This is a genomic window from Rubrivivax benzoatilyticus JA2 = ATCC BAA-35, assembly GCF_000190375.1.
Classification (GTDB): domain Bacteria; phylum Pseudomonadota; class Gammaproteobacteria; order Burkholderiales; family Burkholderiaceae_C; genus Rubrivivax; species Rubrivivax benzoatilyticus.
Genome location: NZ_AEWG01000027.1, coordinates 26,305 through 49,837, shown reverse-complemented (window position 1 = coordinate 49,837; position 23,533 = coordinate 26,305). Strand labels below are relative to the sequence as shown.

General features: G+C 72.6%; 20 protein-coding genes. 7 read left to right on the top strand and 13 right to left on the bottom strand.

Annotated elements, in window-relative coordinates; genetic code table 11:
- Positions 1–3 precede the first annotated feature (3 nt).
- Genes RBXJA2T_RS02690 through RBXJA2T_RS02665 form a run of 6 tightly spaced genes read right to left on the bottom strand, consistent with a single transcriptional unit; the run spans position 4 to position 5,653 of the window.
- Positions 4–531, bottom strand: a complete 528-nt coding sequence (locus RBXJA2T_RS02690) for a DUF3833 domain-containing protein (protein WP_009855778.1) — start codon at positions 529–531, stop codon at positions 4–6.
- A complete protein-coding gene (locus RBXJA2T_RS02685) occupies positions 528–1,826 on the bottom strand; it encodes an MFS transporter (protein WP_029718850.1) in 1,299 nt (432 codons plus the stop codon). Before RBXJA2T_RS02685 ends, RBXJA2T_RS02690 begins: the two co-directional genes overlap by 4 nt.
- Positions 1,823–2,362 carry a chalcone isomerase family protein gene (locus RBXJA2T_RS02680; RefSeq protein WP_009855776.1) on the bottom strand — a complete coding sequence of 180 codons (540 nt, stop codon included), beginning with the start codon at positions 2,360–2,362 and terminating at the stop codon, positions 1,823–1,825. The genes RBXJA2T_RS02685 and RBXJA2T_RS02680 overlap by 4 nt, the downstream gene beginning before the upstream one ends.
- The gene (locus RBXJA2T_RS02675; RefSeq protein ID WP_009855775.1) at positions 2,363–3,586 is read right to left on the bottom strand and encodes an SAM-dependent methyltransferase; all 1,224 of its coding nucleotides are present in this window, start codon (positions 3,584–3,586) and stop codon (positions 2,363–2,365) included.
- 13 nt (positions 3,587–3,599) lie between these two features.
- Positions 3,600–4,361, bottom strand: a complete 762-nt coding sequence (locus tag RBXJA2T_RS02670) for a DUF1365 domain-containing protein (protein ID WP_009855774.1) — start codon at positions 4,359–4,361, stop codon at positions 3,600–3,602.
- Positions 4,361–5,653 (bottom strand): NAD(P)/FAD-dependent oxidoreductase, encoded by a 1,293-nt coding sequence (locus tag RBXJA2T_RS02665; RefSeq protein WP_009855773.1) that lies wholly within the window; start codon positions 5,651–5,653, stop codon positions 4,361–4,363. Before RBXJA2T_RS02665 ends, RBXJA2T_RS02670 begins: the two co-directional genes overlap by 1 nt.
- Before the next feature lie 480 nt (positions 5,654–6,133).
- On the opposite strand from RBXJA2T_RS02665, the gene RBXJA2T_RS02660 reads away from it, so the two are divergent.
- Together RBXJA2T_RS02660 and RBXJA2T_RS02655 are read left to right on the top strand one after the other, a co-directional pair.
- A complete protein-coding gene (locus RBXJA2T_RS02660) occupies positions 6,134–7,072 on the top strand; it encodes a MerR family transcriptional regulator (protein ID WP_009855772.1) in 939 nt (312 codons plus the stop codon).
- A 75-nt stretch (positions 7,073–7,147) separates the two neighbouring features.
- Positions 7,148–7,987, top strand: a complete 840-nt coding sequence (locus tag RBXJA2T_RS02655; RefSeq protein ID WP_009855771.1) for a ferritin family protein — start codon at positions 7,148–7,150, stop codon at positions 7,985–7,987.
- A 30-nt stretch (positions 7,988–8,017) separates the two neighbouring features.
- Here RBXJA2T_RS02655 and RBXJA2T_RS02650 read toward each other — a convergent pair whose 3' ends face one another.
- Positions 8,018–8,917: a DMT family transporter gene (locus RBXJA2T_RS02650; protein WP_009855770.1), complete on the bottom strand. Its 900-nt coding sequence runs from the start codon at positions 8,915–8,917 to the stop codon at positions 8,018–8,020.
- A gap of 8 nt (positions 8,918–8,925) precedes the next feature.
- The gene (gene glnE, locus RBXJA2T_RS02645; protein ID WP_029718851.1) at positions 8,926–11,655 is read right to left on the bottom strand and encodes a bifunctional [glutamate--ammonia ligase]-adenylyl-L-tyrosine phosphorylase/[glutamate--ammonia-ligase] adenylyltransferase; all 2,730 of its coding nucleotides are present in this window, start codon (positions 11,653–11,655) and stop codon (positions 8,926–8,928) included.
- Positions 11,656–11,779: 124 nt separating this feature from the next.
- Between glnE and RBXJA2T_RS02640 the strand changes: the two genes are divergently transcribed.
- Positions 11,780–12,580: a carbon-nitrogen hydrolase family protein gene (locus RBXJA2T_RS02640; protein ID WP_009855768.1), complete on the top strand. Its 801-nt coding sequence runs from the start codon at positions 11,780–11,782 to the stop codon at positions 12,578–12,580.
- On the opposite strand, the gene RBXJA2T_RS02635 is transcribed toward RBXJA2T_RS02640, so the two are convergent.
- Both RBXJA2T_RS02635 and RBXJA2T_RS02630 read right to left on the bottom strand, forming a co-directional pair.
- The gene (locus tag RBXJA2T_RS02635) at positions 12,581–13,732 is read right to left on the bottom strand and encodes an FAD-dependent monooxygenase (RefSeq protein ID WP_009855767.1); all 1,152 of its coding nucleotides are present in this window, start codon (positions 13,730–13,732) and stop codon (positions 12,581–12,583) included.
- A 32-nt stretch (positions 13,733–13,764) separates the two neighbouring features.
- Positions 13,765–14,433: a histidine phosphatase family protein gene (locus RBXJA2T_RS02630; RefSeq protein ID WP_009855766.1), complete on the bottom strand. Its 669-nt coding sequence runs from the start codon at positions 14,431–14,433 to the stop codon at positions 13,765–13,767.
- 96 nt (positions 14,434–14,529) lie between these two features.
- On the opposite strand from RBXJA2T_RS02630, the gene RBXJA2T_RS02625 reads away from it, so the two are divergent.
- Both RBXJA2T_RS02625 and RBXJA2T_RS02620 read left to right on the top strand, forming a co-directional pair.
- Positions 14,530–15,510, top strand: coding sequence for a potassium channel beta subunit family protein (locus RBXJA2T_RS02625; protein ID WP_009855765.1), 981 nt, complete (start codon positions 14,530–14,532; stop codon positions 15,508–15,510).
- A 90-nt stretch (positions 15,511–15,600) separates the two neighbouring features.
- Complete coding sequence (locus RBXJA2T_RS02620; protein ID WP_009855764.1) at positions 15,601–17,790, top strand: PhoX family protein; 2,190 nt, start codon at positions 15,601–15,603, stop codon at positions 17,788–17,790.
- 23 nt (positions 17,791–17,813) lie between these two features.
- Here the strand turns inward: RBXJA2T_RS02620 and murU are convergent, their stop codons facing one another.
- Complete coding sequence (murU, locus tag RBXJA2T_RS02615) at positions 17,814–18,506, bottom strand: N-acetylmuramate alpha-1-phosphate uridylyltransferase MurU (RefSeq protein WP_009855763.1); 693 nt, start codon at positions 18,504–18,506, stop codon at positions 17,814–17,816.
- 78 nt (positions 18,507–18,584) lie between these two features.
- On the opposite strand from murU, the gene tkt reads away from it, so the two are divergent.
- Both tkt and gap read left to right on the top strand, forming a co-directional pair.
- Entirely contained in the window at positions 18,585–20,612 is a 2,028-nt protein-coding gene (gene tkt / locus RBXJA2T_RS02610) for a transketolase (RefSeq protein ID WP_029718852.1), read from the top strand.
- Between the two features lie 168 nt (positions 20,613–20,780).
- Positions 20,781–21,776: a type I glyceraldehyde-3-phosphate dehydrogenase gene (gene gap, locus RBXJA2T_RS02605; protein ID WP_009855761.1), complete on the top strand. Its 996-nt coding sequence runs from the start codon at positions 20,781–20,783 to the stop codon at positions 21,774–21,776.
- 190 nt (positions 21,777–21,966) lie between these two features.
- Here gap and RBXJA2T_RS02600 read toward each other — a convergent pair whose 3' ends face one another.
- Together RBXJA2T_RS02600 and RBXJA2T_RS02595 are read right to left on the bottom strand one after the other, a co-directional pair.
- Complete coding sequence (locus RBXJA2T_RS02600) at positions 21,967–22,614, bottom strand: hypothetical protein (RefSeq protein WP_009855760.1); 648 nt, start codon at positions 22,612–22,614, stop codon at positions 21,967–21,969.
- Positions 22,608–23,531, bottom strand: a complete 924-nt coding sequence (locus RBXJA2T_RS02595; RefSeq protein WP_009855759.1) for a biotin--[acetyl-CoA-carboxylase] ligase — start codon at positions 23,529–23,531, stop codon at positions 22,608–22,610. Before RBXJA2T_RS02595 ends, RBXJA2T_RS02600 begins: the two co-directional genes overlap by 7 nt.
- Positions 23,532–23,533 lie beyond the last annotated feature (2 nt).

Genomic DNA, 23,533 nt, shown 5'->3' with positions numbered 1-23,533 from the left:
TGTTCAGCGCTTGTGGAAGGCGAGCGTGACCTCGCCCAGGCGGACGCCGAACTTGCTCATCTCGGCCTTGTTCAGCATCACCTTGTCGTCCATCTGGAACATCCAGTCGTCGAACTGGACCTCGTAGACGCTGCCGTCGACCGGCAGCCGCAGCGTGTAGCGCCAGTTCAGCGCGTTGCCGGCGGCCGTGCCCTGGGCGACACCGACGACGTCGTCGGCGCGGCCTTCGTAGCGGCCGTTGCCCAGCGACTTCAGCTTCCAGACGCGGCGCTCGGTCTTGCCGTCGCTGTAGGTGAAGTGCTCGTCGAGCACGCCGTCGTCGCCGGTCCAGGTGCCGGTCATCTGCACCGTGAAGCGGCGCACGACCTTGCCCGAGCGGTCGCTGAAGATGCCGTGGGCCGTCATCTCGCCGTCGAAGAAGGTCTTCAGGTCGAGCTTCGGGGTCTCGGCGGCGTAGTCGGCCGGTGTCGGGCCGGCGCAGCCGGCCAGTACCGCGGCGGTGGCCAGGCCGAGCAGCAGGCGTCGCTTCATCGTGGGTTCTCCTCGTCGAGTCGGTGCCGCCAACGCCACAGCAGTGCGGCGGCGGCGGTCTTCAGCACACAGGGCAGCAGGCAGTAGGCGGCGGTGAGCGCCGCCAGCGCCTCGGGTTCGCGTGCGCCGGGCGCGTAGCCCAGCAGCCCGAGCAGCGGCAGCGCCAGCCCGGCGGCCAGCGCCAGGTTGAGCTTGGTGGCCAGGTTCCACCAGCCGAAGTACGCGCCTTCGCCGCCACCGTGGCCGGCGCGGCGCACGATGCCGGCCAGCAGCGCGCCGGGCAGCGCCAGGTCGGCGCCGAGCGCGACGCCGCTGGCGACGCAGACCGCGACGAATCCGGCGGTGTCGCCTGGACCCAGCGTCGCCGCCCAGACGAAGGCGGCGACGGCCAGCGCCATGCCGGCCAGCCAGGCGCCGGCCAGCCCGAGGCGCGCCACGAGCCGCACCCACAGCGGCATCGCCAGCGCGCCGGCGGCGAAGTAGGCGGCCAGGAACACCGGCTCCCAGGCCGGGGCCTGCAGCCGGTCGCGCACGAAGAACAGCACCAGCGTCGCCGGCACCGCGCTGGCGATGCCGTTGACCAGGAAGACGGCGAGCAGGCGGCGGAAGGCCGGCGTCGCCAGCGGCGCTCGCCAGTCGACCCGGGCCGCGGCCGGCGTCGCCTCGGCGCGCGGCGCGCCGGCCAGCAGCACGAGGCCGATCACCAGCGTGACGGCGAACGCGGCGCTGGTCGCCGCCAGGCCGGCGGTCGACGGCAGCACGCTGGCCACCAGCACGCCGGCCAGCGCCAGGCCTTCGCGCCAGGACACGATGCGTGCGCGCACCGCGGCGTCGCCGCCCAGGCGCGCGCCCCAGGCCTGGTGCAGCACGGCGAGCAGGCTGTAGGCCAGGTAGGCGGCGACGAGCAGCGCCGCGCACCAAGCCAGCAGTGCCGTGCCGGCCGTCACCGGCGGGAAGAACAGGCCGTGGAAGGCCGCGGCCAGCAGCAGCGCCGCCGCCGCGGCGACGGCCAGCAGCCGAGCCGGCGAGCCGGTGAACAAACGGTCGACGAGGCGGCCGAGCGCCGGGTCGATGACGGCGTCGAGCAGCCGCACCGCCAGCAGCAGCGCGCCCAGCGTCGCCAGCGGCACGCCGTATTCGGCGGCGTAGTGCGGCGGCAGCAGCACGTACAGCGGCAGCGCGACGAAGGCCAGCGGCAGGCCCAGCGCGCCGTAGCGCAGGCCGTCGGCCAAGCCGCCGCGCCAGCGGGCCGCCGGGGTTGCGGGCCCGCCTGCGTCCAGGCCCGCCGTGTTCATGCCGTCTGCCCGAACAGGCGCGCGCGCAGCGTCGGCTGCGAGGTCTGCGGCGCCAGCCAGATGCCGAAGAAGCGGCGGCCGAACTCGGTGTCGTCGACCTCGCCCAGGCGCCGGCCGTTGGCGTAGAAGCGTGTGCCGCCGTCGGCGCGGCGCACGCCGACCAGGCGGTCACCCGGCTTCACGTCGGGGAACAGTGCCGCCATCGTCTGGCGCCAGCGTTGCGCCTGTGCCTCGGGCAGTTCGCCCTGGCGACGCATTTCGTCCAGCGAGCGGGAGGCGATGTCCGCGCCGTCGAAGGCGCGGGTGTAGCGGATCTCCAGCGCCAGCGGCGCGTCGGCCCAGCGCTCGGGCGTGAAGCCCTCTCCGACCCACAGCCGGGCGTCGTAGACGGCGAAGCCCAGCACGCGCAGCCGGCCTTCGCCCTGCAGTGCCAGCGGCGCGTAGGCGGCGAGCTCGGGTGGCGGCGGCGTCCGGGCCGCGGCCGCGTACGCCGGGACCAGCGCGGCGGCGAGCAGGGCGCGGCGGGTGCGGTCCATTCAGGCACGGCGCAGCGTGAACTGCACGACGTTGGTGTTGCCGGTGGCGAAGGCCGCCTCGCAGTACGCGAGGTAGAACTCCCAGATGCGCACGAAACGCGTGTCGAAGCCCTGGGCGCGCACCGTGTTCTCGTTCGCGAGGAAGGCGACGCGCCAGCGGCGCAGCGTCTCGGCGTAGTCGGCACCGAAAGCCAGCTCGCCGACGACCTCCAGCCCGGCCTTGCGGGCTTCGGCGCGGAACGCCGAGGCGCTGGGCAGCAGGCCGCCGGGGAAGACGTACTGCTGGATGAAGTCGGTCGATCGCACGTAGCGCGCGAACAGGTCGTCGCGGATCGTGATCGACTGGATGCAGGCGCGGCCGCCGGGCTTGAGCCGGTCGCGCACGGTGCGGAAGTAGCTGCCCCAGTACTCGCGGCCGACGGCTTCGAACATCTCGATCGAGACGACGGCGTCGAAGGGGCCGTCCTGGATGTCGCGGTAGTCCTGCAGCCGCAGGTCGGCCTGCGTGCCCAGGCCCAGGCGCGCCAGGCGTTCGCGGGCGTAGGCCAGCTGCTCGGTCGACAGCGTGACGCCGGTGACGCGGGCGCCGAACTCGTTGGTCGCGGCCTCGGCCACCGCGCCCCAGCCGCAGCCGATCTCGAGCACGCGGTCGCCGGCGCGCACGCCGCACTCGCGCAGCGCGCGCCGCACCTTGGCGCGCTGGGCCTCGGGCATCGGCTTGTCCGTGTCGCCGTCGAACCAGGCGCTGGAGTAGTTCATCGTCTCGTCGAGCCAGAGACGGTAGAACGGATTGCCCAGGTCGTAGTGGGCGTGGATGTTCTTGCGGCTGCCGCGGCGCGAGTTGCGGTTCAGCAGGTGCTTGAAGCGGTGCAGCAGCGAACCCCACCAGCGGCCGTAGATCGCCTCCTCGACCGCGTCGCGGTTGGCGATGAACAGCTGCAGCAGCGCGACCACGTCGGGCGAGGTCCACTGGCCGTCGATGTAGGCCTCGGCGAAGCCGATGTCGCCGCTCTTCAGCGTCGCCGAGCAGACGCCCCAGTCGATCATGCGCATCGACGCGCGGGGCTCGCCGTCGCGGCCGGTGCCGAAGTGGGCCAGGCTGCCGTCGGGCAGCTGCACGTCCAGCGTGCCGACGGCCAGCCGGCGCAGCAGGCGGAAGACGGTGCGTGCGGCCGCGGGAGCGGACTCGGGCAGGGCGAAGGCGTCGGCGGTCGTCGTCGTCATGGCGGTTCCTGGGTCAGCGGGTGGTGAAGGCCCGGGGCGGTTCGGGCTTGCTGAAGAACGGCACGCGCTTGAGCCACAGCTGCAGCGCCTGCCAGTGGATGCGCACGATGACGCCCAGGGACATCATCGGCATGCCGAAGAAGGCCGCGCGCGCGGCGGCCGTGGTCAGCGGGGCCAGGCGGCCGCTGACGCTGGTCAGCAGCAGCGGGCCTTCGTCGTCGTCGTGGTCCACGCGCGCCACCGTGCGCTCGGCGGTGCGCAGGAAGCGGAAACGGTAGCGGCCTTCGACGCGGCAGAACGGCGACACGTGAAAGACCTTGCGCGCGACGAGCTCTCGGCCCCAGCGCAGGTCCTCGCCGGCGAGCAGGTAGCAGTGGCGCTCGCCGAAGGTGTTGTTGACCTCGGCGACGATCGCCGCCAGCGAGCCGTCGCGGCGCTCGCAGTACCAGAAGCTGACCGGCTTGAAGACGTAGCCCAGCACACGCGGGTAGGTGTGCAGCCAGATCTCGCCGTCGGCGTCGGCGATGCCTTCGGCGGCCAGCAGCTCCTCCAGCCAGGCCAGCGAGTCGGCGCGGCCGTCGCCGTGGTCGGCGTCGTGGAAGGCGACGAGGCCGAAGCGGTTGCGCCGCACCGCGGCCTCGGGCTGCGCCCGCAGCCGCCGCATCGGCAGCAGCATGAAGTAGGTCGGGTACTCGAACGTGTGCCCGGCCGGCTTCAGCCGCCGGTGGCGCACGACGCCGGTGCCCAGCAAGGCCTGCGGGGTGGTGCCGTCCATCACGCCGCCTCGTGCAGCGCCGGGCGGCCGGCCTGCCAGTGCGAACGCAGCGAGCGCACCGCGTCCAGCGCCGAGGCCAGCCCGTCCTCGTGGAAGCCGTAGCGGGTCCAGGCGCCGCAGAACCAGGTGCGGGCGCGGCCCTGCAGCGCCGGCACGCGGCGCTGGGCCTCGATCGCGCCGAGGTCGAACACCGGGTGCGTGTACTCGATCTCGCGGAACACGGTGCCCGGTGCGGGCTCGGTGACGGGATTCAGCGAGACGACGACCGGCGTCGTCCACGGCAGCGGCTGCAGCCGGTTGAGCAGGTAGTGCAGGCAGACGGCCGCCTGCTCGCGGCCGCGGTCGGGCGAGCGCACGTAGTTCCACGACGCCCAGGCCAGCTTGCGCTTGGGCAGCACCGAAGCGTCGCTGTGCACGACGGCGCGGTTGGGCTGGTAGCGGATCGCACCGAGCACAGCGCGCTCGTCGTCGCTGGCGTCGGCCAGCAGCGCCAGCGCCTGGTCGCTGTGGCAGGCGAGCACGAGCTCGTCGAACCGTTCGGTGCCGGCCGGCGAGGTGACGCTCACGCCGTCGGCGTCGCGGCGGATCTCGAACACCGGGCAGGAGACACGCGCGTCGGCGATGCGCGGCAGCATCTTCCGGACGTAGTTGCGGGCGCCGCCCTTGACCGTGTGCCACTGCGGCCGGTCGTTCACCTGGATGAGCCCGTGGTTGTGGCAGAAGCGGATCATCGTCGCCACCGGGAAGCGCAGCATCTGATCGGTCGGGCAGGACCAGATGCAGCCGATCATCGGCAGGAAGTACCAGTCGCGGAAATCGTTGCCGAAGGCGTGGCGGTCCAGGAACTCGCCGATCGGCTCGGCCAGCGCGTCCTCGGCGGCGGCTTCGGCGATCGCCGTCGCCAGGCGGTTGAAGCGCACGATCTCGGCCAGCATCTTCAGGAAGCGCGGGCGCAGCAGGTTGCGGCGCTGCGCGAAGACCGTGTTCAGGTCCGAGCCGCTCCACTCCAGGTCGTGCTCGCGCGCCTGCACCGAGAACGACATGTCCGACGGCGCCGTCTCGACGCCGAGTTCGGCGAACAGGCGCAGCAGGTTCGGGTAGGTGCGGTGGTTGAACACCAGGAAGCCGGTGTCCACGCCGTGCGTGACGCCGTCGATCGTCAGGTCGATCGTGTTGGTGTGGCCCCCGAAGTAGTCGCCCGCCTCGAACAGCGTGACGCGGGCATCGGCGGACAGCTCGTAGGCAGCGGCGAGGCCGGAGATTCCGGAGCCGACGACGGCGACGCGGCGCATCAGCGGCTCCCCGCCGCGCCATGCGCGTTCAGCGGGCCGTGGCCCCGCAGGGCCGGCGCACCGCGCGAGGCGGTGCGCCGGGAAAGAAAAGCCGTCGTGCGGCGGCGCTGAGCGAACGAGGGAGGGAGGGAGGAGGAGGAGAAACGCTCAGGCTTGGCAGACAGGGAACCCGTGAGTCCGCACGACGTGAGAACCGTGGCCGCGGTGGCGACCTGCTTGCCCGCTGTGACCGGGACCGTCGCGCAAAGTTCCGCGGCCAATGGCCACGCGGGGGAGGCGAACCTGGGGATCGGCTGCGGCTTCGGTGTCATGTGAACCTCTCGGTATGAGGATGACTATACAGTCATCTTTCAGGTCTTGCAGTTCATGCCACGTCGTTGACGAGGCCGTGTCCTGTTCAAAACCTGGGCTTGGGCCTATATTAGGCCAACTTTTGAAATCAAGCATGGTTTTGTCCAGGACAACCACAAGGCGGAACGGATGAGCGATCGCACCACGGCTGAAGCGCTGACGCTGTCGATCGCCGCTGTCGAGCGCGACACCGGGCTCAGCAAAGACACCTTGCGGGTCTGGGAGCGGCGCTACGGCTTCCCGTCGCCGTCGCGTGACGCGCAGGGCGAGCGGGCCTACCCGCTCGAGCAGGTCGAGAAGCTCCGCCTCATCAAGCGCCTGCTCGACGCCGGGCACCGGCCGGGCCGCATCGTGCCGATGCCGGCCGCCGAGCTCAACGAGCTCACCGCGTCGACCGTCGACCAGCCCCAGCGCCGCGCCGAGAACCCGGTGGCGGCGGCCGATCTCGACCGCGCGCTCGAACTGCTGCGCCGCCACGACCCCGCCGCGCTGCGTCGCGAGCTCGGCCGCATGCTGGTGCGCCACGGCATCTCGCGCTTCGTCGTCGACGTCGTCGCGCCGCTGAACACCGCCGTCGGCGACGCCTGGCTGCGCGGGCAGGTCGAGGTCTACGAGGAGCACCTGTACACCGAGACCGTGCAGAGCCTGCTGCGCCAGGCCATCGCCTCGGTGCCCGAGCCGCTGGACGGCGGTGCGCCGTCGGTGCTGCTGACCACCTTCCCCGGCGAGCCGCACGGCCTGGGCCTGCTGATGTGCGAGACGCTGATGGCGATGGACGGCTGCCGCTGCGTCGCGCTGGGCACGCAGACGCCGCTGTGGGACATCGTGCTGGCCGCGCGCAGCTACCGCGCCGACGTCGTCGCGCTGAGCTTCTCCGGCTGCATGAGCCCCAACCAGGTCGTCGACGGCCTGGCCGAGCTGCGCGAGAAGCTGCCGGCCGGCACCGGGCTGTGGGTCGGCGGCAGCGCGCCGGTGCTGTTCCGCCGCCGCATCGACGGCGTCACCGCCCTCGACTCGCTGGAGCGCATCGGCGTCGAGCTGCAGCGCTGGCGCGAAGCGCGGGGCTGAAGCCGGAACAACCCGCCGCGCACGCGGGAGGCCGCCGCTGCCTAGACTGCAGCGTCGCGACACCTTTGCCCCGTCATGCTGTATCCCGAACTCTTCAAGCAGCTCGAAGCCGTGCGCTGGAACCTCGACACGGACATCCCGTGGGAGCGTTTCGACGCCGCCCTGCTCAGCGACGAGCAGGCGCAGACGATCAAGATGAACGCCATCACCGAGTGGGCGGCGCTGCCGGCCACCGAGATGTTCCTGCGCGACAACCGCGGCGACAGCGACTTCTCGGCCTTCATCAGCGTCTGGTTCTTCGAGGAGCAGAAGCACTCGCTGGTGCTGATGGAGTACCTGCGGCGCTTCCGCCCCGAGCTCGTTCCGACCGAGGACGAGCTGCACGCGGTGCGTTTCGAGTTCGACCCGGCGCCGGCGCTGGAGACGCTGATGCTGCACTTCTGCGGCGAGATCCGTCTCAACCACTGGTATCGCCGCGCCGCCGAGTGGCACACCGAGCCGGTGATCCGGGCGATCTACGAGACCCTGGCACGCGACGAGGCGCGCCACGGCGGCGCCTACCTGCGCTACATGAAGCGCGCCCTCGTGCGCTTCGGCGACGAGGCGCGCACCGCCTTCGCCAAGGTCGGCGTGCTGATGGCCAGCGCGCGCCGCACCGCGCAGGCCCTGCACCCGACCAACCTGCACGTCAACGCCAGCCTGTTCCCGAACGACACCGTGCAGAGCCGCCTGCCCGACCCGGCGTGGCTCGAGGCCTGGCTGGACCGCCAGATCCGCTTCGACGCCGAGTGGGAGGGCCGCGTCGTCGAACGCATCCTGCACAACCTCGGCCTGCTGTTCGGGCGCAGCTTCGCCAACGTCCAGGACCTGAACCGCTACCGCAAGGAACTGGGCCGCGGCGCCCAGCCGGCCTGAACCCCGGCGCAGCGCCGCCGCCGCGCGCGATCAGCCGCGGTTGACCAGCGCGATGCCGGCGCAGACGGCGGCCAGCGCCACCAGCAGCTGCGCCGTCGCCGGCTCGCCGAGCAGCAGCACGCCGGCGAGCAGCCCGAACACCGGCGTCAGCAGCGTGAACGCCGACAGCCGCGTCGCCGGGTAGTGGCGCAGCAGCCAGAACCAGACGAGGTAGCTGGCGAAGGTCACGACGACGATCTGGAAGGCCAGCGGCGCCAGCGAGGCCGGCCCCGGCATCGCCGCCAGCGTCTCGCCGCCGGCCCACGACGCCGCGGCCAGCGCGACGGCCGACACCGCCAGCTGCCACAGCAGCGTCTTCTCCGGCGCCGCGCTCGCCAGCCGGCTGCCGCGCAGCGTCAGCGTCGTCAGCCCCCAGATCACCGCCGCGGCGACACCGAGCGCATCGCCCAGCCACTGGCGCTCGCCGGCGGTCGGCGCCTGCAGCCCTTCGGCGAAGGCCCAGACGACGCCGGCGAAGGCCGCCGCCAGCCCGGCCAGCTGCGCCGGCCGCAGGCGCTCGTCGCGCGCGACGAATGGCATGCCCAGCGCGACGACGAAGGGCGCGAGGTAGATGAAGACCACCATGCGCGACGCCGCGGTGTGCTGCAGGCCGATGAAGATGCAGCCGAACTCGAGCGCGAACAGCAGCCCCATCGCCAGCCCGGCGCGGGCCGTGCCGTCGGCCTCGAACAGCCGGATGCCGCGCAAGCGCGCCCAGGCCGCGACCAGCAGCGCGGCGCCGGCCGAACGCAGCGCGGCCTGCATCAGCGGCGGGATCTCGGCCAGCGCGAGCTTGGTCGCCACCTGGTTCAGGCCCCAGAGCGCGCAGCAGACGACGACGAGCACGATGGCGCGCGCGTCCAGCCGCGCGCGGCGGTCGGTCGGGGACATCGGGCGCGTCAGCCTTCGCCGAAGACCGCGCGCCACAGCGCCAGCACGGCGTCGCGCTGCGGCGCCAGGCGCTCGGGCTCGAACTGCGTCGGCTGCTCGTCCAGGCGCGCGGTGTGCTGCGCGCGGCGCAGCTCGCGGTAGGCGTCGGCGGCGGCGCGGCCGACGCCGGCCGGCAGCAGGCCGCCGTCCTCGGCCATCACCAGCAGCGCGATGTTGCCGAGGTTGCCGATCAACTCCGGGTGCGTGCGCGAGTGCGCCAGCACCAGGTACTGGACGGCGAACTCGACGTCCATCATGCCGCCCGGCGAGTGCTTGACGTCGTAGCGCCCGGCACGCACCGGATGGGCGTCGCGCACCTTGCGGCGCATCGCGCCGATCTCCTCGCGCAGCGCCAGCGGGTCGCGTTCGGCGACCAGCACCGCACGCCGCGTGGCGTCGAAGGCCATCGCCAGCGCCGGGCCGCCGGCGGCGCAGCGCGCCCGTGTGATCGCCTGGTGCTCCCAGGTCCACGCAGTGTTGCTGCCGCGGCCGACCTGGTAGCGGTCGAACGAGGCGATCGAGGTCACCAGCAGCCCCGAGTTGCCGTTGGGGCGCAGCGCGGTGTCGATGTCGAACAGCTCGCCGGCCGCGGTGCGCAGCGTCAGCCAGGTGATCAGCTTGCGCACGAAGGCGCCGTAGATCTCCTGCGCGCGCGCCGGGTCGGCCTCGTCGGCGTCGTCGAAGAGGAAGACGACGTCCAGGTCGCTGCCGTAACCCAGCTCCTTGCCGCCGAGCTTGCCGTAGGCGATGACGGCCAGCGCCGGCTGTTCGCGGTGGGCCTGGCGGAAGCGGCTCCAGGCCCAGCGCACGGTGATCGCGAGCATCGTGTCGGCGAGTGCCGACAGGTCGTCGGCGACCTGCTCGACCGTCAGCTCGCCTTCGACGTCACGCACCAGCGTGCGGAAGACCTCGGCGTGGTGCGCCTGGCGCAGCATGTCCAGCAGCCGCTCCTCGTCGCATTCGCCGGCGCGGTCCCAGGCCAGGCGCCGCTCCTCCAGCTCGGCGGCGAAGCTCTCGCGGTCGAAACGCTGGTGCTGCAGGCGGGCGTCGGCCAGTTCGTCGATGACACCCGGGTGGCGCATCAGGTACTGCATCGGCCAGCGCGCCAGCCCCAGCAGGCGCAGCAGCCGGCGCTGGACCTCGGGGCGCTCGGCGAGCAGCGCGAGATAACTCTCGCGGCGCAGCAGCGGCTCGACCCAGTCGACGAAACGCAGCGCCGCCTGCTCGGTGCAGCCGCCGTCGGCGATGCCGCGCGCCGCGGCCTGCATCAGCCGGCCCAGGCGCAGCCGGCTCTCGTCGCGCAGCGCCTGCACGCGCGGCTGCGTCGCCCAGTGGCGCAGGCGCTCGGCCAGCGCCGGCGGCATCTTCTCGAGCAGTTGTTCGCTGTCGATCGGCAGCGGCCCGGTGCCGCACTGGCGGCAGCCGTTGCGGCCCTGGCCGTTGCCGCCCGCAGCACCTTCCATCAGCAAGGCGTCGAACTCGGCGGCGACCGTCTCGCGCGCCTCGCAGAGGCGGTCGAGCATCGTGCCGGTGTCGCCGCCGTCCAGGCTGGCGGCGATCCAGGCCAGGTCCTCGTCGCCGGTGGGCAGCAGATGCGTCTGCTGGTCGTCGAGGTACTGGATGCGGTGCTCGATGCGCCGCAGCAGCGCATAGGCGTCGGCCAGGCGCTGCGCGGTCTCGGCCGACATCAGCCCGCGTGCCGCCAGCTTGCCCAGCGCACGCAAGGTGCTGCGCGTGCGGATCTCGGGGAACTGGCCGCCGCGCACGACCTGCATCAGCTGGACGATGAACTCGATCTCGCGGATGCCGCCGCGCGACAGCTTGACGTCGTTGGCGCGCTCGGGGCGGCCGGCGGCGCGGCGCTGGGCCTCGTCGCGGATCTTGCGGTGCAGCTGGCGCAGGCCCTCGAAGACGCCGTAGTCCAGGTAGCGGCGGTAGACGAAAGGCGTGACCAGCGAACGCAGCGCCAGCGCACGCTGCGTGCCGACCGCCGCACGCGGCGCGACGATGCGGCTCTTCAGCCACGCGAAACGCTCCCACTCGCGGCCCTGGACCTGGAAGTACTCCTCCAGCATGCCCAGGCTGACGACCGGCGGCCCCGAGTTGCCGTTGGGCCGCAGCGCCAGGTCGACGCGGAAGACGAAGCCGTCCTCGGTGGTCTCGCCAACCAGCGTGTACAGGCGCTTGGCCACGAAGGCGAAGTACTCGTGGAACGAGACCGGGCGCGGCCCCGTGGTCTGGCCTTCGTCCTCGTAGACGTAGATCAGGTCGATGTCCGACGAGACGTTGAGCTCGCGTGCGCCGAGCTTGCCCATGCCGATGACCCACAGGTCCACCGGGCGGCCGTCGGCGTCGATTGCCGCGCCGTAGCGTTCGTCGGCGTCGAGCCGGGCCTGGGCCAGCGCCAGCTCCAGCGCGGCCTCGGCCAGCCAGGTCATCGTCGCGGTGACGGTCTCCAGCGGCGCGCCATCCTCGACGTCGAGCACCGCCAGGCGTTCGAGCACCAGCTGGCGCGCGACGCGCAGCGCGGCCGGCAGCTCGCGGCCGCGTTCGCGCAGCGTGGCGACGAGCGTGACGATGGTCTCGAAACCGGGCGCTCCCGGCGGCAGCAACGCACGCTCGGCTTCGTAGCGGCGCCGGATGCGCTGCACGAATCGGCTGTGCGCCGCTGACACTGCGGCGCTCTGGACGGCTGACATGGACGACCCTCCGAAGGTCTTTGCTCTTGTCGAGGGCGCCGATTCTGCGCTGAAGCCCCGTGGCGTGCAGGCGGCAGGGCTGAGTCCGGGCCCTGTGGGGCCGCCCTGACGCAGAATGGCCTGCATGAAGGTCGCCGCCGTCCAGATGGTCAGCACGCCCGATCTCGGGCGCAATCTCGAAGCCGCCGCCCGCCTCGTCGGCGAAGCCGCGGCCGCCGGCGCGGGGCTCGTCGCGCTGCCCGAGTACTTCTGCCTGATCGGCCTGCGCGACACCGACAAGCTGCCGTTTGCCGAACCCGAGGGCGACGGCGCGATCCAGCGTTTCCTCGCCGACATCGCACGCCGCCACGGCGTCTGGCTGGTCGGCGGCACGCTGCCGCTGCGTGCGCCCGACGGCCAGCGCGTCTACAACCGCTGCTGCGTCTACGGCCCCGACGGCGTCGAAGCCGCGCACTACGACAAGATCCACCTCTTCGCCTTCGACAACGGCCGCGAGCGTTATGCCGAGGCGACGACGCTGGCCGCCGGCGACACGCCGATCGCGCTGCAGTGCGGGCCGCTGCGTGTCGGCCTGTCGGTCTGCTACGACCTGCGGTTCCCCGAGCTGTACCGCGCGCTGATGGCGCCGCCCTGCGACCTGCTGTGCGTGCCGGCGGCCTTCACCTACACGACGGGCCGCGCGCACTGGGAGCTGCTGCTGCGCGCCCGCGCCGTCGAGAACCAGTGTTACGTGCTCGCGCCGGCGCAAGGCGGCCAGCACGAGAGCGGTCGCCGCACCTGGGGCCACAGCCTCGTCGCCGACCCCTGGGGCGAGGTGCTGGCGGTGCGGCCGGAAGGTGAAGGCGTGGTGCTCGCCGAGGTCTCGCCGCAGCGCCTGGCCGAGGTGCGCACGCAGTTGCCGGCGCTGGCGCACCGGCGGCTGTAGTCAGCGCGATCCGAACATCATCCTGCGTGCCAGCCAATGGCGCGCCGGCGTGATCTGCTGCAGCGCTGCCAGCCCGAGGCCACGCGCCAGGCCCAGCCCGGGCAGCTGCCAGGTGAAGCTGCGTGCCAGGAAGTCGGTCGTCGCGATCGTCGCCCAGCGGTCGGGCGACCGTGCCCATTCGACACGCGCCAAGGCGCTGTCGACATCGGCCGCGTGCCGCAGCGCGGCGACGAGTTCGTGCGCGTCGCGCAGGCCGAGGTTCAGTCCCTGGCCGGCGACCGGGTGCAGCGTCTGCGCGGCGTTGCCGATGCGCACCGAGCGGCCGTCGACCAGCGTGCGTTCGGCGTTCAGGCCGAGCGCGAAGTCTTTCAGCGGCGTGATCTCGCGCGGCCGGCCGGCGGCCGCCGGCAGGCGCTCGGCCAGCAGCGCCAGGCGCTGGCGCGCGGCCAGCGGGCGCACCGGGTCGTCGTCGCTGGGCACGCACCAGACCAGCGAGGCGCGGCCGTCGGCGCGCGGCAGCAGCGCCAGCGGCCCTTCGCGCGTGAAACGTTCGAAGGCCACGCCCTGCGGCAGCCCGTCCAGCGCCAGCGTGCCGACCCAGGCCGTCTGGCGATAGTCGTGCACGACGGCCTTGCGCACCTGGCCGGCGAAGACGCCGCCTTCGGCGACGACGGCGAGGTCGAAACACTCGGCGATGTCGGCGTCGAGCTCGACGCCGCCGGCCATCGGCTTGACCGCCTGCACCGCGGTGCCCAGGCGCAGCCGCAGCCTGCGCGGCTCGGCGGCCACCGCCGCTTCCCAGCCGCGCTGCAGCGGCGCGACGACCTCGCCGTACGTCGCCACCGCACCGAGCAGCGGCACGCCGAGCTCGGCGGCGCGGATGTGCACTTCGGCGTCGCCGAAGGACGGCGGCTGCTGCGACACCTGCACCTCGGCGATGGCCTGCGGCGGCGTCCAGTCGACGAGGCGCTGCAGGAACTGCACGCTGCCCAGCGACAGCGCCAGCGTGCGCGGGTCGGCGGCGACGTCGTGTGTCGCCGCGCGGGCGTCGAAGACGGTGATGCGGGCGGCGGGCAGCACGCGCGCGGCGTGCAGCGCCAGCGCCAGCCCGACCGGGCCGGCGCCGACGACGGCGATGTGGACCTCGTGCATGGGCCGATTCTCGCCGGCCGGCTTGGGCCCGCTCAGGTCGAGGTCACCCAGCCCCGGCGCTCCGGATGGTCCAGGTGCGGCAGGTGGTTGAAGGCGACCAGCATCAGCCGCTTCGGTGTGATCGCGACCTCGGTCAGCGCGCTGTTGCGGAGGCGCAGGTTGAGGTCGATCGTCACCTCGTGCGGCGTGCGCAACAGGTGGCCGAGCGCGGTGCAGATCGGCCCGCCGCTGGCGACCAGCAGCACGTTGCCGTCCTGGACGCGCTGCACCTCGTCGAGCACGGCGACGATGCCGGCGCGCCAGTCGACGTAGCTCGGCATGCCGGCCGGTGCGATCTCGCCGGCCATCCAGCGCGCCAGCGCTGCGCGCAGCAGCTGGAAGTAGCGGCGGTAGGACTCGGGCGTGTCGGCCGCCGGCAGCGGCTCGGGGTGCGCGGCCTTCAGCAGCGCCAGGCTGTCGTACTCGTCGAGCTGCGGCCGCAGCGCCGCCGGCGGCACCGCACCGTGGCCCTCGGCGATCGCCTCGTACGAGGCGCGCTGGCGCTTCAGCGAACCGTGGAAGGCGGCGTCGAAGCGGATGCCGCGCTCGCGGAACCAGATGCCGAGCTGGCGGCACTGGCGCTGGCCCAGCTCGCTGAGCACGTCGTAGTCGTCGGCGCCGAACGAGGCCTGGCCATGGCGCACGAGGTAGAGCGTTCCCATCGCGCCGATTGTGGACGCCCGCCGCCGGGCCGGCTGTCGCCGCAGCGACCCACTAGCATCGGCCTCCTGTCTCTCATCGTGCCTTCCGCCACCACCATGCAATACCGCCGTCTGGGCCGCTCCGGCCTGCGCGTCAGCGCGCTCTCGCTGGGCTCCTGGGTCACGTACCACAACCAGGTCGACGTCGACGCCGCCGTCGAGATGATGGCCGCCGCCTACGACGCCGGCGTCAACTTCTTCGACAACGCCGAGGCCTATGCCGGCGGCCAGAGCGAGCTCGTGATGGGCCAGGCGCTGCGCCGCCTGGGCTGGCCGCGGCTGAACTACGTCGTCACCAGCAAGTACTTCTGGGGCCTGGACCGCAGCGGCGAGGCCGTCAACCGCAAGGACACGCTGAACCGCAAGTACCTGATGCAGGCCGTCGACGGCTCGCTGCAGCGCTTCGGCCTGGACTTCATCGACGTCATCTACTGCCACCGCCCGGACCCGAACACGCCGATCGAGGAGACCGCGCGCGCGATGAACGACCTCATCGTGCAGGGCAAGGCGCTGTACTGGGGCACCAGCGAATGGAGCGCCGCCGACATCCGCGCCGCCTGGGAGCTGGCCGATCGCCACGGCTGGCACAAGCCGGTGGTCGAGCAGCCGCAGTACCACCTGTTCCACCGCCGCCGCGTCGAGCAGGAGTACGCCCGCCTCTACGAAGACCTGGGCCTGGGCCTGACGACCTGGAGCCCGCTGGCCTCGGGCCTGCTGACCGGCAAGTACCGCGGCGGCGTGCCTGCCGGCAGCCGCGGCGCGATGGAGAACATGGCCTTCCTGCGCGACGGCCTGACCGACGCGGCCAAGAACGAGGCCGTCGCGAAGCTCGAGCCGATCGCCGCCGAGCTCGGCGGCACGCTGGCCCAGCTGGCGATCGCCTGGGTGGCACACAACCCGCGGGTCAGCAGCGTGATCACCGGCGCCTCGCGTGTCGAGCAGCTGAAGGCCAACCTCGGCGCGATGGCGCTGGTCGAGCGCCTGACGCCGGAAGTCCTGTCCCGCATCAACGGGGTTACCCAGGGTCTAGCGGACTGACGTTTGTCATGCATCTGTCGCGGGCGCCCGGGAGCATCCGGGGTTTCGCGGCAGGCCCCCGCCTGCCCAGCACCCCAGCAGGAGCCAGGCATGAAGGGCAAGCAGCATCCGCGCAACGACGTCTCCCTCAATCCGTCGACCTCGCGTGACATCCACGCCGTCGTCGACGCCGTCGACCCGGCGCGCCGGCGTTTCGTCGGCGGTGGCCTGGGCGCCGCGGCGCTGGCCTCGGCCGGCGGGCTGACGCTCGGCGGCCTGGTCGACAGCGTCGAGGCGCGTCCGCTGGGCCGCGCCGCCGCAGCGGACGGCGGCCCGCCGGGCATCAGCTTCACCAGCGTGCCGCCGAGCCTGGCGCCGGTGGCCGACCGCGTCACCGTGCCGGCGGGTTACACCGCGCGCGCCTTCGTCGCCTGGGGCGACCCGATCATGCCGGGCGGCCCGGCCTTCGCCGGCGATGCGCGCGAGAGCGCCGCCGAGCAGGCGCTGCAGTTCGGCATGCACAACGACGGCATGCACTTCTTCCCGTTCCCGCGCCGCGACGGCCGCGAGAACCCCGAGCACGGCCTGCTGTGCGTGAACAACGAATACACGCACGAGGAGGTGCTGCACCCCGACGGGCTGGTCGGCGCCGGCTACACGCTGGCCAAGACGCGCAAGTCGCAGGCCGCACACGGCGTGTCCATCGTCGAGGCGGCGCGTGTGCGCGGCCAGTGGCGTGTCGTCAGGCGCTCTCCGTTCGGCCGCCGCATCACCGCCAACACCTTCATGCGCATCTCCGGCCCGGCGGCCGGCCACGCGCTGCTGAAGACGCGCGAGTTCACGATCACCGACGCCGCGACCACGCCCACCGGCGGCACGACCGACGGCACGGTGGCCTACGGCACGATCAACAACTGCGCCCACGGCTGGACGCCCTGGGGCACCTACCTGACCTGCGAGGAGAACTGGAACGGCAACTTCGGCGCCACCGGCGCCCTGGACACCACGACCGCCACCGAGGTCGGCAAGCTCAACCGCCGCTACGGCCTGAGCACCTCGGGCAACGGCTACCGCTGGCACACCACCGATCCGCGTTTCGACCTCAGCACCAACCCGAACGAGCCGCACCTGTTCGGCTGGGTCGTCGAGATCGACCCCTTCCGCCCCGACAGCACGCCGGTCAAGCGCACGATGCTCGGCCGCTTCAAGCACGAGAGCGTGCAGCACGTCGTCGACGACGATCACCGCATCGCCTTCTACATGGGCGACGACGAGCGCAACGAGTACATCTACAAGTTCGTCGCCAAGCGCCGCTACAACCCGGCGCTGCGCGCGGCCAACCGCAACCTGCTCGACGAGGGCACGCTGTACGTCGCGCGTTTCGACAGCGACCTGACCGGCGTCTGGATCGCGCTGGCGCCCGACACCGTCGGCATCGACGGCGTCAAGCTGCGCGACAACCCGAACTTCGCCGGCGCCGACGACGCCGAGGTCCAGGCCAAGATCCTGATCAAGACGCGCATGGCCGCCGACGCCGTCGGCGCGACGATGATGGACCGCCCGGAGTGGACCGGCGCACGCCCGCGCATCGGCGGCTTCGAGGAGATCGAGGTCTACTGCACGCTGACCAACAACAACCGCCGCGGCACGAGCAGCGCCTCGGCCAACGCCGCCGACGGCAGCACCGCCGCCGGCTCGGCGCGCCCGCCGGTGGACGCGGCCAACCCGCGCGAGGACAACGTCTACGGCCACATCATCCGCTGGCGCGAAGCCGGCAGGAGCGTCGCCGCGACGCGTTTCGCCTGGGACCTGTTCGTGCAGGCCGGCGACAGCGCGACGACGAAGACCGCCAAGCCGAGCAACGACTACCGCGGCAACATCGCCGACGACCCGAACGGCAGCGCCGACTACGGCGCGCCCGACGGCCTGTGGTTCGACCCCTTCGGCCGCCTCTGGGTGCAGACCGACCAGGCCGGCAACGCCCAGGGCGACTGGGTGCACATCGGCGCCAACTGCATGGTCTGCGCCGACCCGGCCACCGGGGCCACGCGCCGCTTCCTGACCGCGCCGCCGAACGCCGAGGTCACCGGCGTGACGATGACGCCCGACGGCCGCACGATGTTCGTCGGCGTCCAGCACCCGGGCGAGGACTCGAGCGCGGCCAACCCGACGCAGTACTCGAACTGGCCGCAGTCGCAGTGGTCGGTCGAGTCCGACGGCGTGACGCCGCTGCCGGGCGGGCGCCCGCGTTCGACGGTCGTCGTGATCACCAAGGACGACGGCGGGATCATCGGGACCTGAGCCCGCTGCCCGCGCGGCGCCGCTCAGTCCAGCGCCGCGAGCTGCTGGGGCGTGCCGACGTTGTGCCACTCGCCGCGCCAGGGCTCGCCCGACAGGCGGCCCGCCGCGGCGGCGGCGAACAGGTGCGGGCCCAGCGGCGCGCGTGTGCCGGCTTCGAGCCCGGCAAGGATGGCCGGGCGCAGCAGCGCCAGGTTGGCGTAGGTCCAGGCGCGTTCGCCATCGCGCGACAGGCGGCCGCCGGGGCCGAGCGCGAAGTCGCCGCGGGTGTTGAAGTCCGGGTTGGGCACCAGCCACAGGTGGCCCAGGTCGCCGCTGTCCTCGAAGCGGCGGCGCTCGGCGTCGTCGAAGCCGAAGTCTGGCGCGACGATGTCGCCCGAGACGACCCAGAAGGCCTCGTCGCCGTTCGGCGCCAGCCAGGGCAGCGCGGTGGCGATGCCGCCGGCCGTTTCCAGCGCACCGCCCCAGGCCGCCCCCTCGGCCGACCAGCGGATCACGAGGCCCCAGCGCGAGCCGTCGCCCAGCGCGGCCGGGAACTGCTCCTCCAGCCAGGCGGTGTTGATGACGACCTCGCGCACGCCGGCCTTGGCCAGCGCGAGCAGATGCCACTCGATCATCGGCCGCCCGCGCACCGGCAGCAGCGGCTTCGGTGTGGTGTCGGTCAGCGGTCGCATGCGCTCGCCGCGGCCGGCGGCGAGGATCAGGGCTCGGGCGCTCATCGGCCGGCAGTGTAGGGGCGCCCTAGAATCGAAGGCTTTCTTCACCCACGGCGGCGCCCTCGCGGTTGCCGGCGCAGCATGGCCAAGACCTCCTCCCCTGACACCGCGCTGATGGCCAACGCGGTGCGAGCGCTCGCGATGGACGCGGTGCAGCAAGCCAACTCCGGCCACCCCGGCGCCCCGATGGGCATGGCCGAGATGGCCGTCGCGCTCTGGGGCCGCCACCTCAAGCACAACCCGGCCGACCCGAAGTGGGCCGAGCGCGACCGCTTCGTGCTGAGCAACGGCCACGGCTCGATGCTGATCTACGCGCTGCTGCACCTCACGGGCTACGACCTGCCGGTCGAGGAGCTGCGCAACTTCCGCCAGCTGCACAGCAAGACGCCGGGCCACCCCGAGGTCGACGTCACGCCGGGTGTCGAGACGACCACCGGCCCGCTGGGCCAGGGCATCACCAACGCCGTCGGCATGGCGCTGGCCGAGAAGCTGCTGGCCCAGCAGTTCAACCGCCCGGGCCACGAGATCGTCGACCACCGCACCTACGTCTTCCTCGGCGACGGCTGCCTGATGGAAGGCATCAGCCACGAGGCCTGCGCGCTGGCCGGTGCCTGGAAGCTGAACAAGCTGGTCGCGCTGTACGACGACAACGGCATCTCGATCGACGGCCAGGTCACGCCCTGGTACGTCGACGACGTCGCCAAGCGTTTCGACGCCTACGGCTGGAACGTCGTCGGCCCGGTCGACGGTCATGACGTCGCCGCCGTCGACGCGGCGCTGGCCCAGGCCCGCGCCTCGGCCACCAAGCCGACGCTGGTGATCTGCAAGACGACGATCGGCAAGGGCTCGCCCAACCGCGCCGGCACCTCCAAGGCGCACGGCGAGCCGCTGGGCGCCGCCGAGATCGCGCTGGTGCGCGAAGGCCTGGGCTGGGCCCACGAGCCCTTCGTCGTGCCCAAGACCGCCTACGCCGCCTGGGACGCGCGCAAGACCGGCGCCGCCGCGCAGGCCGCCTGGAACAAGGCCTTCGCCGCCTACCGCGCCGCCTTCCCCGAGCTGGCCGCCGAGTACGAGCGCCGCATGAAGGGCGAGCTGCCCGCCGGCTTCGCGCGCATCGCCGCCGACGCCGCGATCGCCGCGCACGACAAGGCCGAGACGGTGGCCACGCGCAAGGCCAGCCAGCTGGCCCTGGAAGCCTTCACCAAGGCCCTGCCCGAGCTGCTCGGCGGCTCGGCCGACCTGACCGGCTCCAACCTGACCAACACCAGCTCGACGCCGGCGCTGCGCTTCGGCGACGACGGCGCGGCCAACGGCGGCCGCCACATCAACTACGGCGTGCGCGAGTTCGGCATGGCGGCGGTGATGAACGGCGTCGCGCTGCACGGCGGCTTCATCCCCTACGGCGGCACCTTCCTCACGTTCAGCGACTACAGCCGCAACGCGATCCGAATGGCCGCGCTGATGAAGCAGCGTGTCGTGCACGTCTTCACCCACGACTCGATCGGTCTCGGCGAAGACGGCCCGACGCACCAGAGCGTCGAACACGCCGCGTCGCTGCGCCTGATCCCGAACCTGGACGTCTGGCGTCCGGCCGACACCGCCGAGACGACGGTGGCCTGGACGGTGGCGATCGGCAACACCGACCGCCCGACGGCGCTGCTGCTGTCGCGCCAGAACCTGCCCTACGCGCCGAAGGCGACGCTGGAAGACATCGGCAAGGGCGCCTACGTGCTCGCCGAGCCGGCCGAGGTGGGCCTGAAGAAGGCGCCGCAGGCGGTGATCATCGCCACCGGCAGCGAGGTGCAGCTGGCGCTGCACGCCCAGGCCCAGCTGGCCGCCGCCGGCATCGCCGTGCGTGTCGTCAGCATGCCCAGCACGACGACCTTCGACCGCCAGAGCGTCGAGTACAAGCTCTCGGTGCTGCCGGCCAAGCTGCCGCGCATCGCCGTCGAGGCCGGCGTCACCGACGGCTGGTGGAAGTACGGCTGCGCCGCCGTCGTCGGCCTCGACCGCTACGGCGAGAGCGCGCCGGCCGGCGTGCTGTTCAAGCTCTTCGGCTTCACGCCGGAGAACGTCGCCGCGGTCGTGCGCAAGGTGCTCGACCGCTGACCGCCGTGGGCTGCGCCACTCGCGTTTGCCCTCCACCGCCCGCGGGCCGGCGCGTGACCCCTCGCGCCGCCTGCGGCAAGATCGCTCCCTAATGGCGCCGGCCGGGCCGCGAGGCCCGGTCGCCCAGGCGCCGAAGCCCGTTCACCTTCACCGTTCAGGAGAGACGACATGACCATCAAGATCGGCATCAACGGCTTCGGCCGCATCGGTCGCATGGTGTTCCGCGCCGCGATCAAGCACTTCGACGACATCGAGGTCGTCGCGATCAACGACCTGCTGGAACCCGACTACCTGGCCTACATGCTGCAGTACGACAGCGTGCACGGCCGCTTCAAGGGCGACATCGCCGTCGACGGCAACACGCTGATCGTCAACGGCAAGAAGATCCGCCTCACCGCGATCAAGGACCCGGCCGAGCTGAAGTGGGGCGAGGTCGGCGCCGACATCGTCGTCGAGTCGACCGGCCTGTTCCTGACCAAGGAAACCGCCGAGAAGCACCTGGCCGCCGGCGCCAAGAAGGTCATCATGAGCGCGCCGTCCAAGGACGACACGCCGATGTTCGTCTACGGCGTCAACCACGAGACCTACGCCGGCCAGGCCATCGTCTCCAACGCCAGCTGCACGACCAACTGCCTGGCGCCGGTCGCCAAGGTGCTCAACGACACCTTCGGCATCAAGCGCGGCCTGATGACCACGGTGCACGCCGCCACCGCGACGCAGAAGACCGTCGACGGCCCGAGCAACAAGGACTGGCGCGGCGGCCGCGGCATCCTCGAGAACATCATCCCCAGCTCCACCGGCGCCGCCAAGGCCGTCGGCAAGGTCATCCCCGAGCTGAACAAGAAGCTCACCGGCATGTCCTTCCGCGTGCCGACCTCCGACGTCTCGGTCGTCGACCTGACCGTCGAGCTGAACAAGGACGCCTCGTACGAGGAGATCTGCGCGGCGATGAAGGCCGCCAGCGAGGGCCCGATGAAGGGCGTGCTCGGCTACACCACCGACAAGGTCGTCGCCACCGACTTCCGCGGCGAGAGCTGCACCTCGGTGTTCGACGCCGACGCCGGCATCGCGCTGGACAAGACCTTCGTGAAGGTCGTGGCCTGGTACGACAACGAGTGGGGCTACTCCTGCAAGGTGCTGGAGATGGTGCGCGTGATCGCCTGAGCCCCCGGCCGCCTGGCGGCCGCCCCCCGAGGGGGCTCCGAACCCGACCGGGAGACCCGGATCGGGTTCGGCCCGCGCCGGGTGACGCCGCTCCCCCTGACCGCCTGCGGCGGTCTGTCCCCGAGGGGAGTTCGGCGGCTTGGCGATGACGACGGCCCCCTCGCGGGGCCGTTTTTCATGGGCGGCGCGTTCAGCGCGGGCAGCGGTGGAAGCGGGTGCCGCCGGGCAGCGCGGTCTCGCCCAGGCGGGCCTGCAGCGTGGCGTCGGCGCGCGGCACACGCAGCCAGTGCTGCGGCGGCGGGGGCGGCAGCGCGACGGCGCGCGCGGTCTTCACGCCCTTGGCCGAGGCGGCGGCCAGCGCCCGTTCGGCGTCTTCGCGCGAACCGTGGCGCGACAGCACGAGACCGGGGGCGAGTTCGGCTGGCGCGTCCAGCGCTTCGTGGGCCACACGCAGCTTCTGCAGCGCGTCGCTGCGGGCGCGCCGCTGCGCGGCGTCGTTGAAGCGGCCCATGTAGACCAGCCAGACCGGCGGCGGCTGCAGCTCGCGGCGTTTCCAGAGGTCGCCGGGCAGGCCGGCGGCGATCAGCGCCTGCTCGGCGCTGCCGACGTCGGCGTCGTTGAACGGGCCGGCCTCGACGCAGGCGACGCTGGCTGCCGCCGCGCTGGCGGCCTGCGGGCTGACGATGCGCAGCGTGTCGGCGTTGAGCTGGGCGGCCAGCCGCGCCGGCTCGCGCTGGCCGTGCTGCGGCGGCGGCACCGCCGGGTCGAGCCAGCCCCGGGCCCAGGCGAAGAACAGCAGGTTGGCGCCGATCAGCAGGGCGGCCAGGGCTCTCAGCATGCGTCGTCCCGCAGGCGCACGCTGACCTCGCCGCTGACCAGCGTGTGCAGCGTGCCGGCGCGCACGCGCAGCGCGCCGCGTTCGTCGACGCCTTCGGCCACGCCGTGCAGAGGTTCGGCCCCGGTGGTCGTCACCGGCAGGCCGGCCAGCAGGTCGCGGCGCTCGAAACCGGCCTGGAAGGCGGCGAAGCCTTCGGCCTCGAAACGCTGCAGCGCACGCACCAGCGGCGCGGCCACCGCGGCCAGCGCACGCGGCGCGCTGGTGTCGCCGTCGAGCTCCTGCAGGCAGGCGTAGCCGTGTGTCAGGCCCTCGGCCGGCTGCGGCAGCACGTTCAGGCCGACGCCGACGATGCACATGCGGCGCTGGTTGACCGGCACGGTCTCGATGAGGATGCCGCCGAGCTTGCGGCCGCGGCCCGGGCCGTCGAGGATCCACAGGTCGTTGGGCCACTTCAGCCCGATGCGCGGCGGCGCGATGTCCAGTGCCTCGGCGAGCGCGACGCCCACCGCGAGCGACAGCCCCGACCAGTCGCGCGGCGCCAGCGGCAGTGCCAGCGAGAAGGTCAGCGACGCGCCCGCAGAGCCCAGCCAGTCGCGACCGAGGCGGCCGCGGCCGCCGGTCTGGTGTTCGGCCACCAGCAGGCAGGGTTCGGTGTCGCCGGCGCGGCGGCCGTAGGGGGCACGCGGCACGTCGCCGACGTCGCGCAGCTCGCCCGGCCGCGAGACCGGCGCGTCACGCTGGCCGGCCTGGGCGCGGGCGCGTTCGATCAGGCGTGTGTTCGTCGAGTCGGTGCGCGCGACGACCTCGACGCTGACCCCGGGCAGCAGCGGCTGCAGCTGCTGCCAGATGTCCTCGGCGCCCCAGCGCAGCGGCGCGCCGCTGCTGGTGTGGAAAGGCGAGGGAACCGGGGCGTCCATCG

Excerpts from the sequence above, each read along its gene's own strand:
- RBXJA2T_RS02690 (WP_009855778.1), bottom strand. The coding sequence starts at position 531 with ATGAAGCGACGCCTGCTGCTCGGCCTGGCCACCGCCGCGGTACTGGCC.
- RBXJA2T_RS02685 (WP_029718850.1), bottom strand. The coding sequence starts at position 1,826 with ATGAACACGGCGGGCCTGGACGCAGGCGGGCCCGCAACCCCGGCGGCC.
- RBXJA2T_RS02680 (WP_009855776.1), bottom strand. The coding sequence starts at position 2,362 with ATGGACCGCACCCGCCGCGCCCTGCTCGCCGCCGCGCTGGTCCCGGCG.
- RBXJA2T_RS02675 (WP_009855775.1), bottom strand. The coding sequence starts at position 3,586 with ATGACGACGACGACCGCCGACGCCTTCGCCCTGCCCGAGTCCGCTCCC.
- RBXJA2T_RS02670 (WP_009855774.1), bottom strand. The coding sequence starts at position 4,361 with ATGGACGGCACCACCCCGCAGGCCTTGCTGGGCACCGGCGTCGTGCGC.
- RBXJA2T_RS02665 (WP_009855773.1), bottom strand. The coding sequence starts at position 5,653 with ATGCGCCGCGTCGCCGTCGTCGGCTCCGGAATCTCCGGCCTCGCCGCT.
- RBXJA2T_RS02660 (WP_009855772.1), top strand. The coding sequence starts at position 6,134 with ATGAGCGATCGCACCACGGCTGAAGCGCTGACGCTGTCGATCGCCGCT.
- RBXJA2T_RS02655 (WP_009855771.1), top strand. The coding sequence starts at position 7,148 with ATGCTGTATCCCGAACTCTTCAAGCAGCTCGAAGCCGTGCGCTGGAAC.
- RBXJA2T_RS02650 (WP_009855770.1), bottom strand. The coding sequence starts at position 8,917 with ATGTCCCCGACCGACCGCCGCGCGCGGCTGGACGCGCGCGCCATCGTG.
- glnE (WP_029718851.1), bottom strand. The coding sequence starts at position 11,655 with ATGTCAGCCGTCCAGAGCGCCGCAGTGTCAGCGGCGCACAGCCGATTC.
- RBXJA2T_RS02640 (WP_009855768.1), top strand. The coding sequence starts at position 11,780 with ATGAAGGTCGCCGCCGTCCAGATGGTCAGCACGCCCGATCTCGGGCGC.
- RBXJA2T_RS02635 (WP_009855767.1), bottom strand. The coding sequence starts at position 13,732 with ATGCACGAGGTCCACATCGCCGTCGTCGGCGCCGGCCCGGTCGGGCTG.
- RBXJA2T_RS02630 (WP_009855766.1), bottom strand. The coding sequence starts at position 14,433 with ATGGGAACGCTCTACCTCGTGCGCCATGGCCAGGCCTCGTTCGGCGCC.
- RBXJA2T_RS02625 (WP_009855765.1), top strand. The coding sequence starts at position 14,530 with ATGCAATACCGCCGTCTGGGCCGCTCCGGCCTGCGCGTCAGCGCGCTC.
- RBXJA2T_RS02620 (WP_009855764.1), top strand. The coding sequence starts at position 15,601 with ATGAAGGGCAAGCAGCATCCGCGCAACGACGTCTCCCTCAATCCGTCG.
- murU (WP_009855763.1), bottom strand. The coding sequence starts at position 18,506 with ATGAGCGCCCGAGCCCTGATCCTCGCCGCCGGCCGCGGCGAGCGCATG.
- tkt (WP_029718852.1), top strand. The coding sequence starts at position 18,585 with ATGGCCAAGACCTCCTCCCCTGACACCGCGCTGATGGCCAACGCGGTG.
- gap (WP_009855761.1), top strand. The coding sequence starts at position 20,781 with ATGACCATCAAGATCGGCATCAACGGCTTCGGCCGCATCGGTCGCATG.
- RBXJA2T_RS02600 (WP_009855760.1), bottom strand. The coding sequence starts at position 22,614 with ATGCTGAGAGCCCTGGCCGCCCTGCTGATCGGCGCCAACCTGCTGTTC.
- RBXJA2T_RS02595 (WP_009855759.1), bottom strand. The coding sequence starts at position 23,531 with ATGGACGCCCCGGTTCCCTCGCCTTTCCACACCAGCAGCGGCGCGCCG.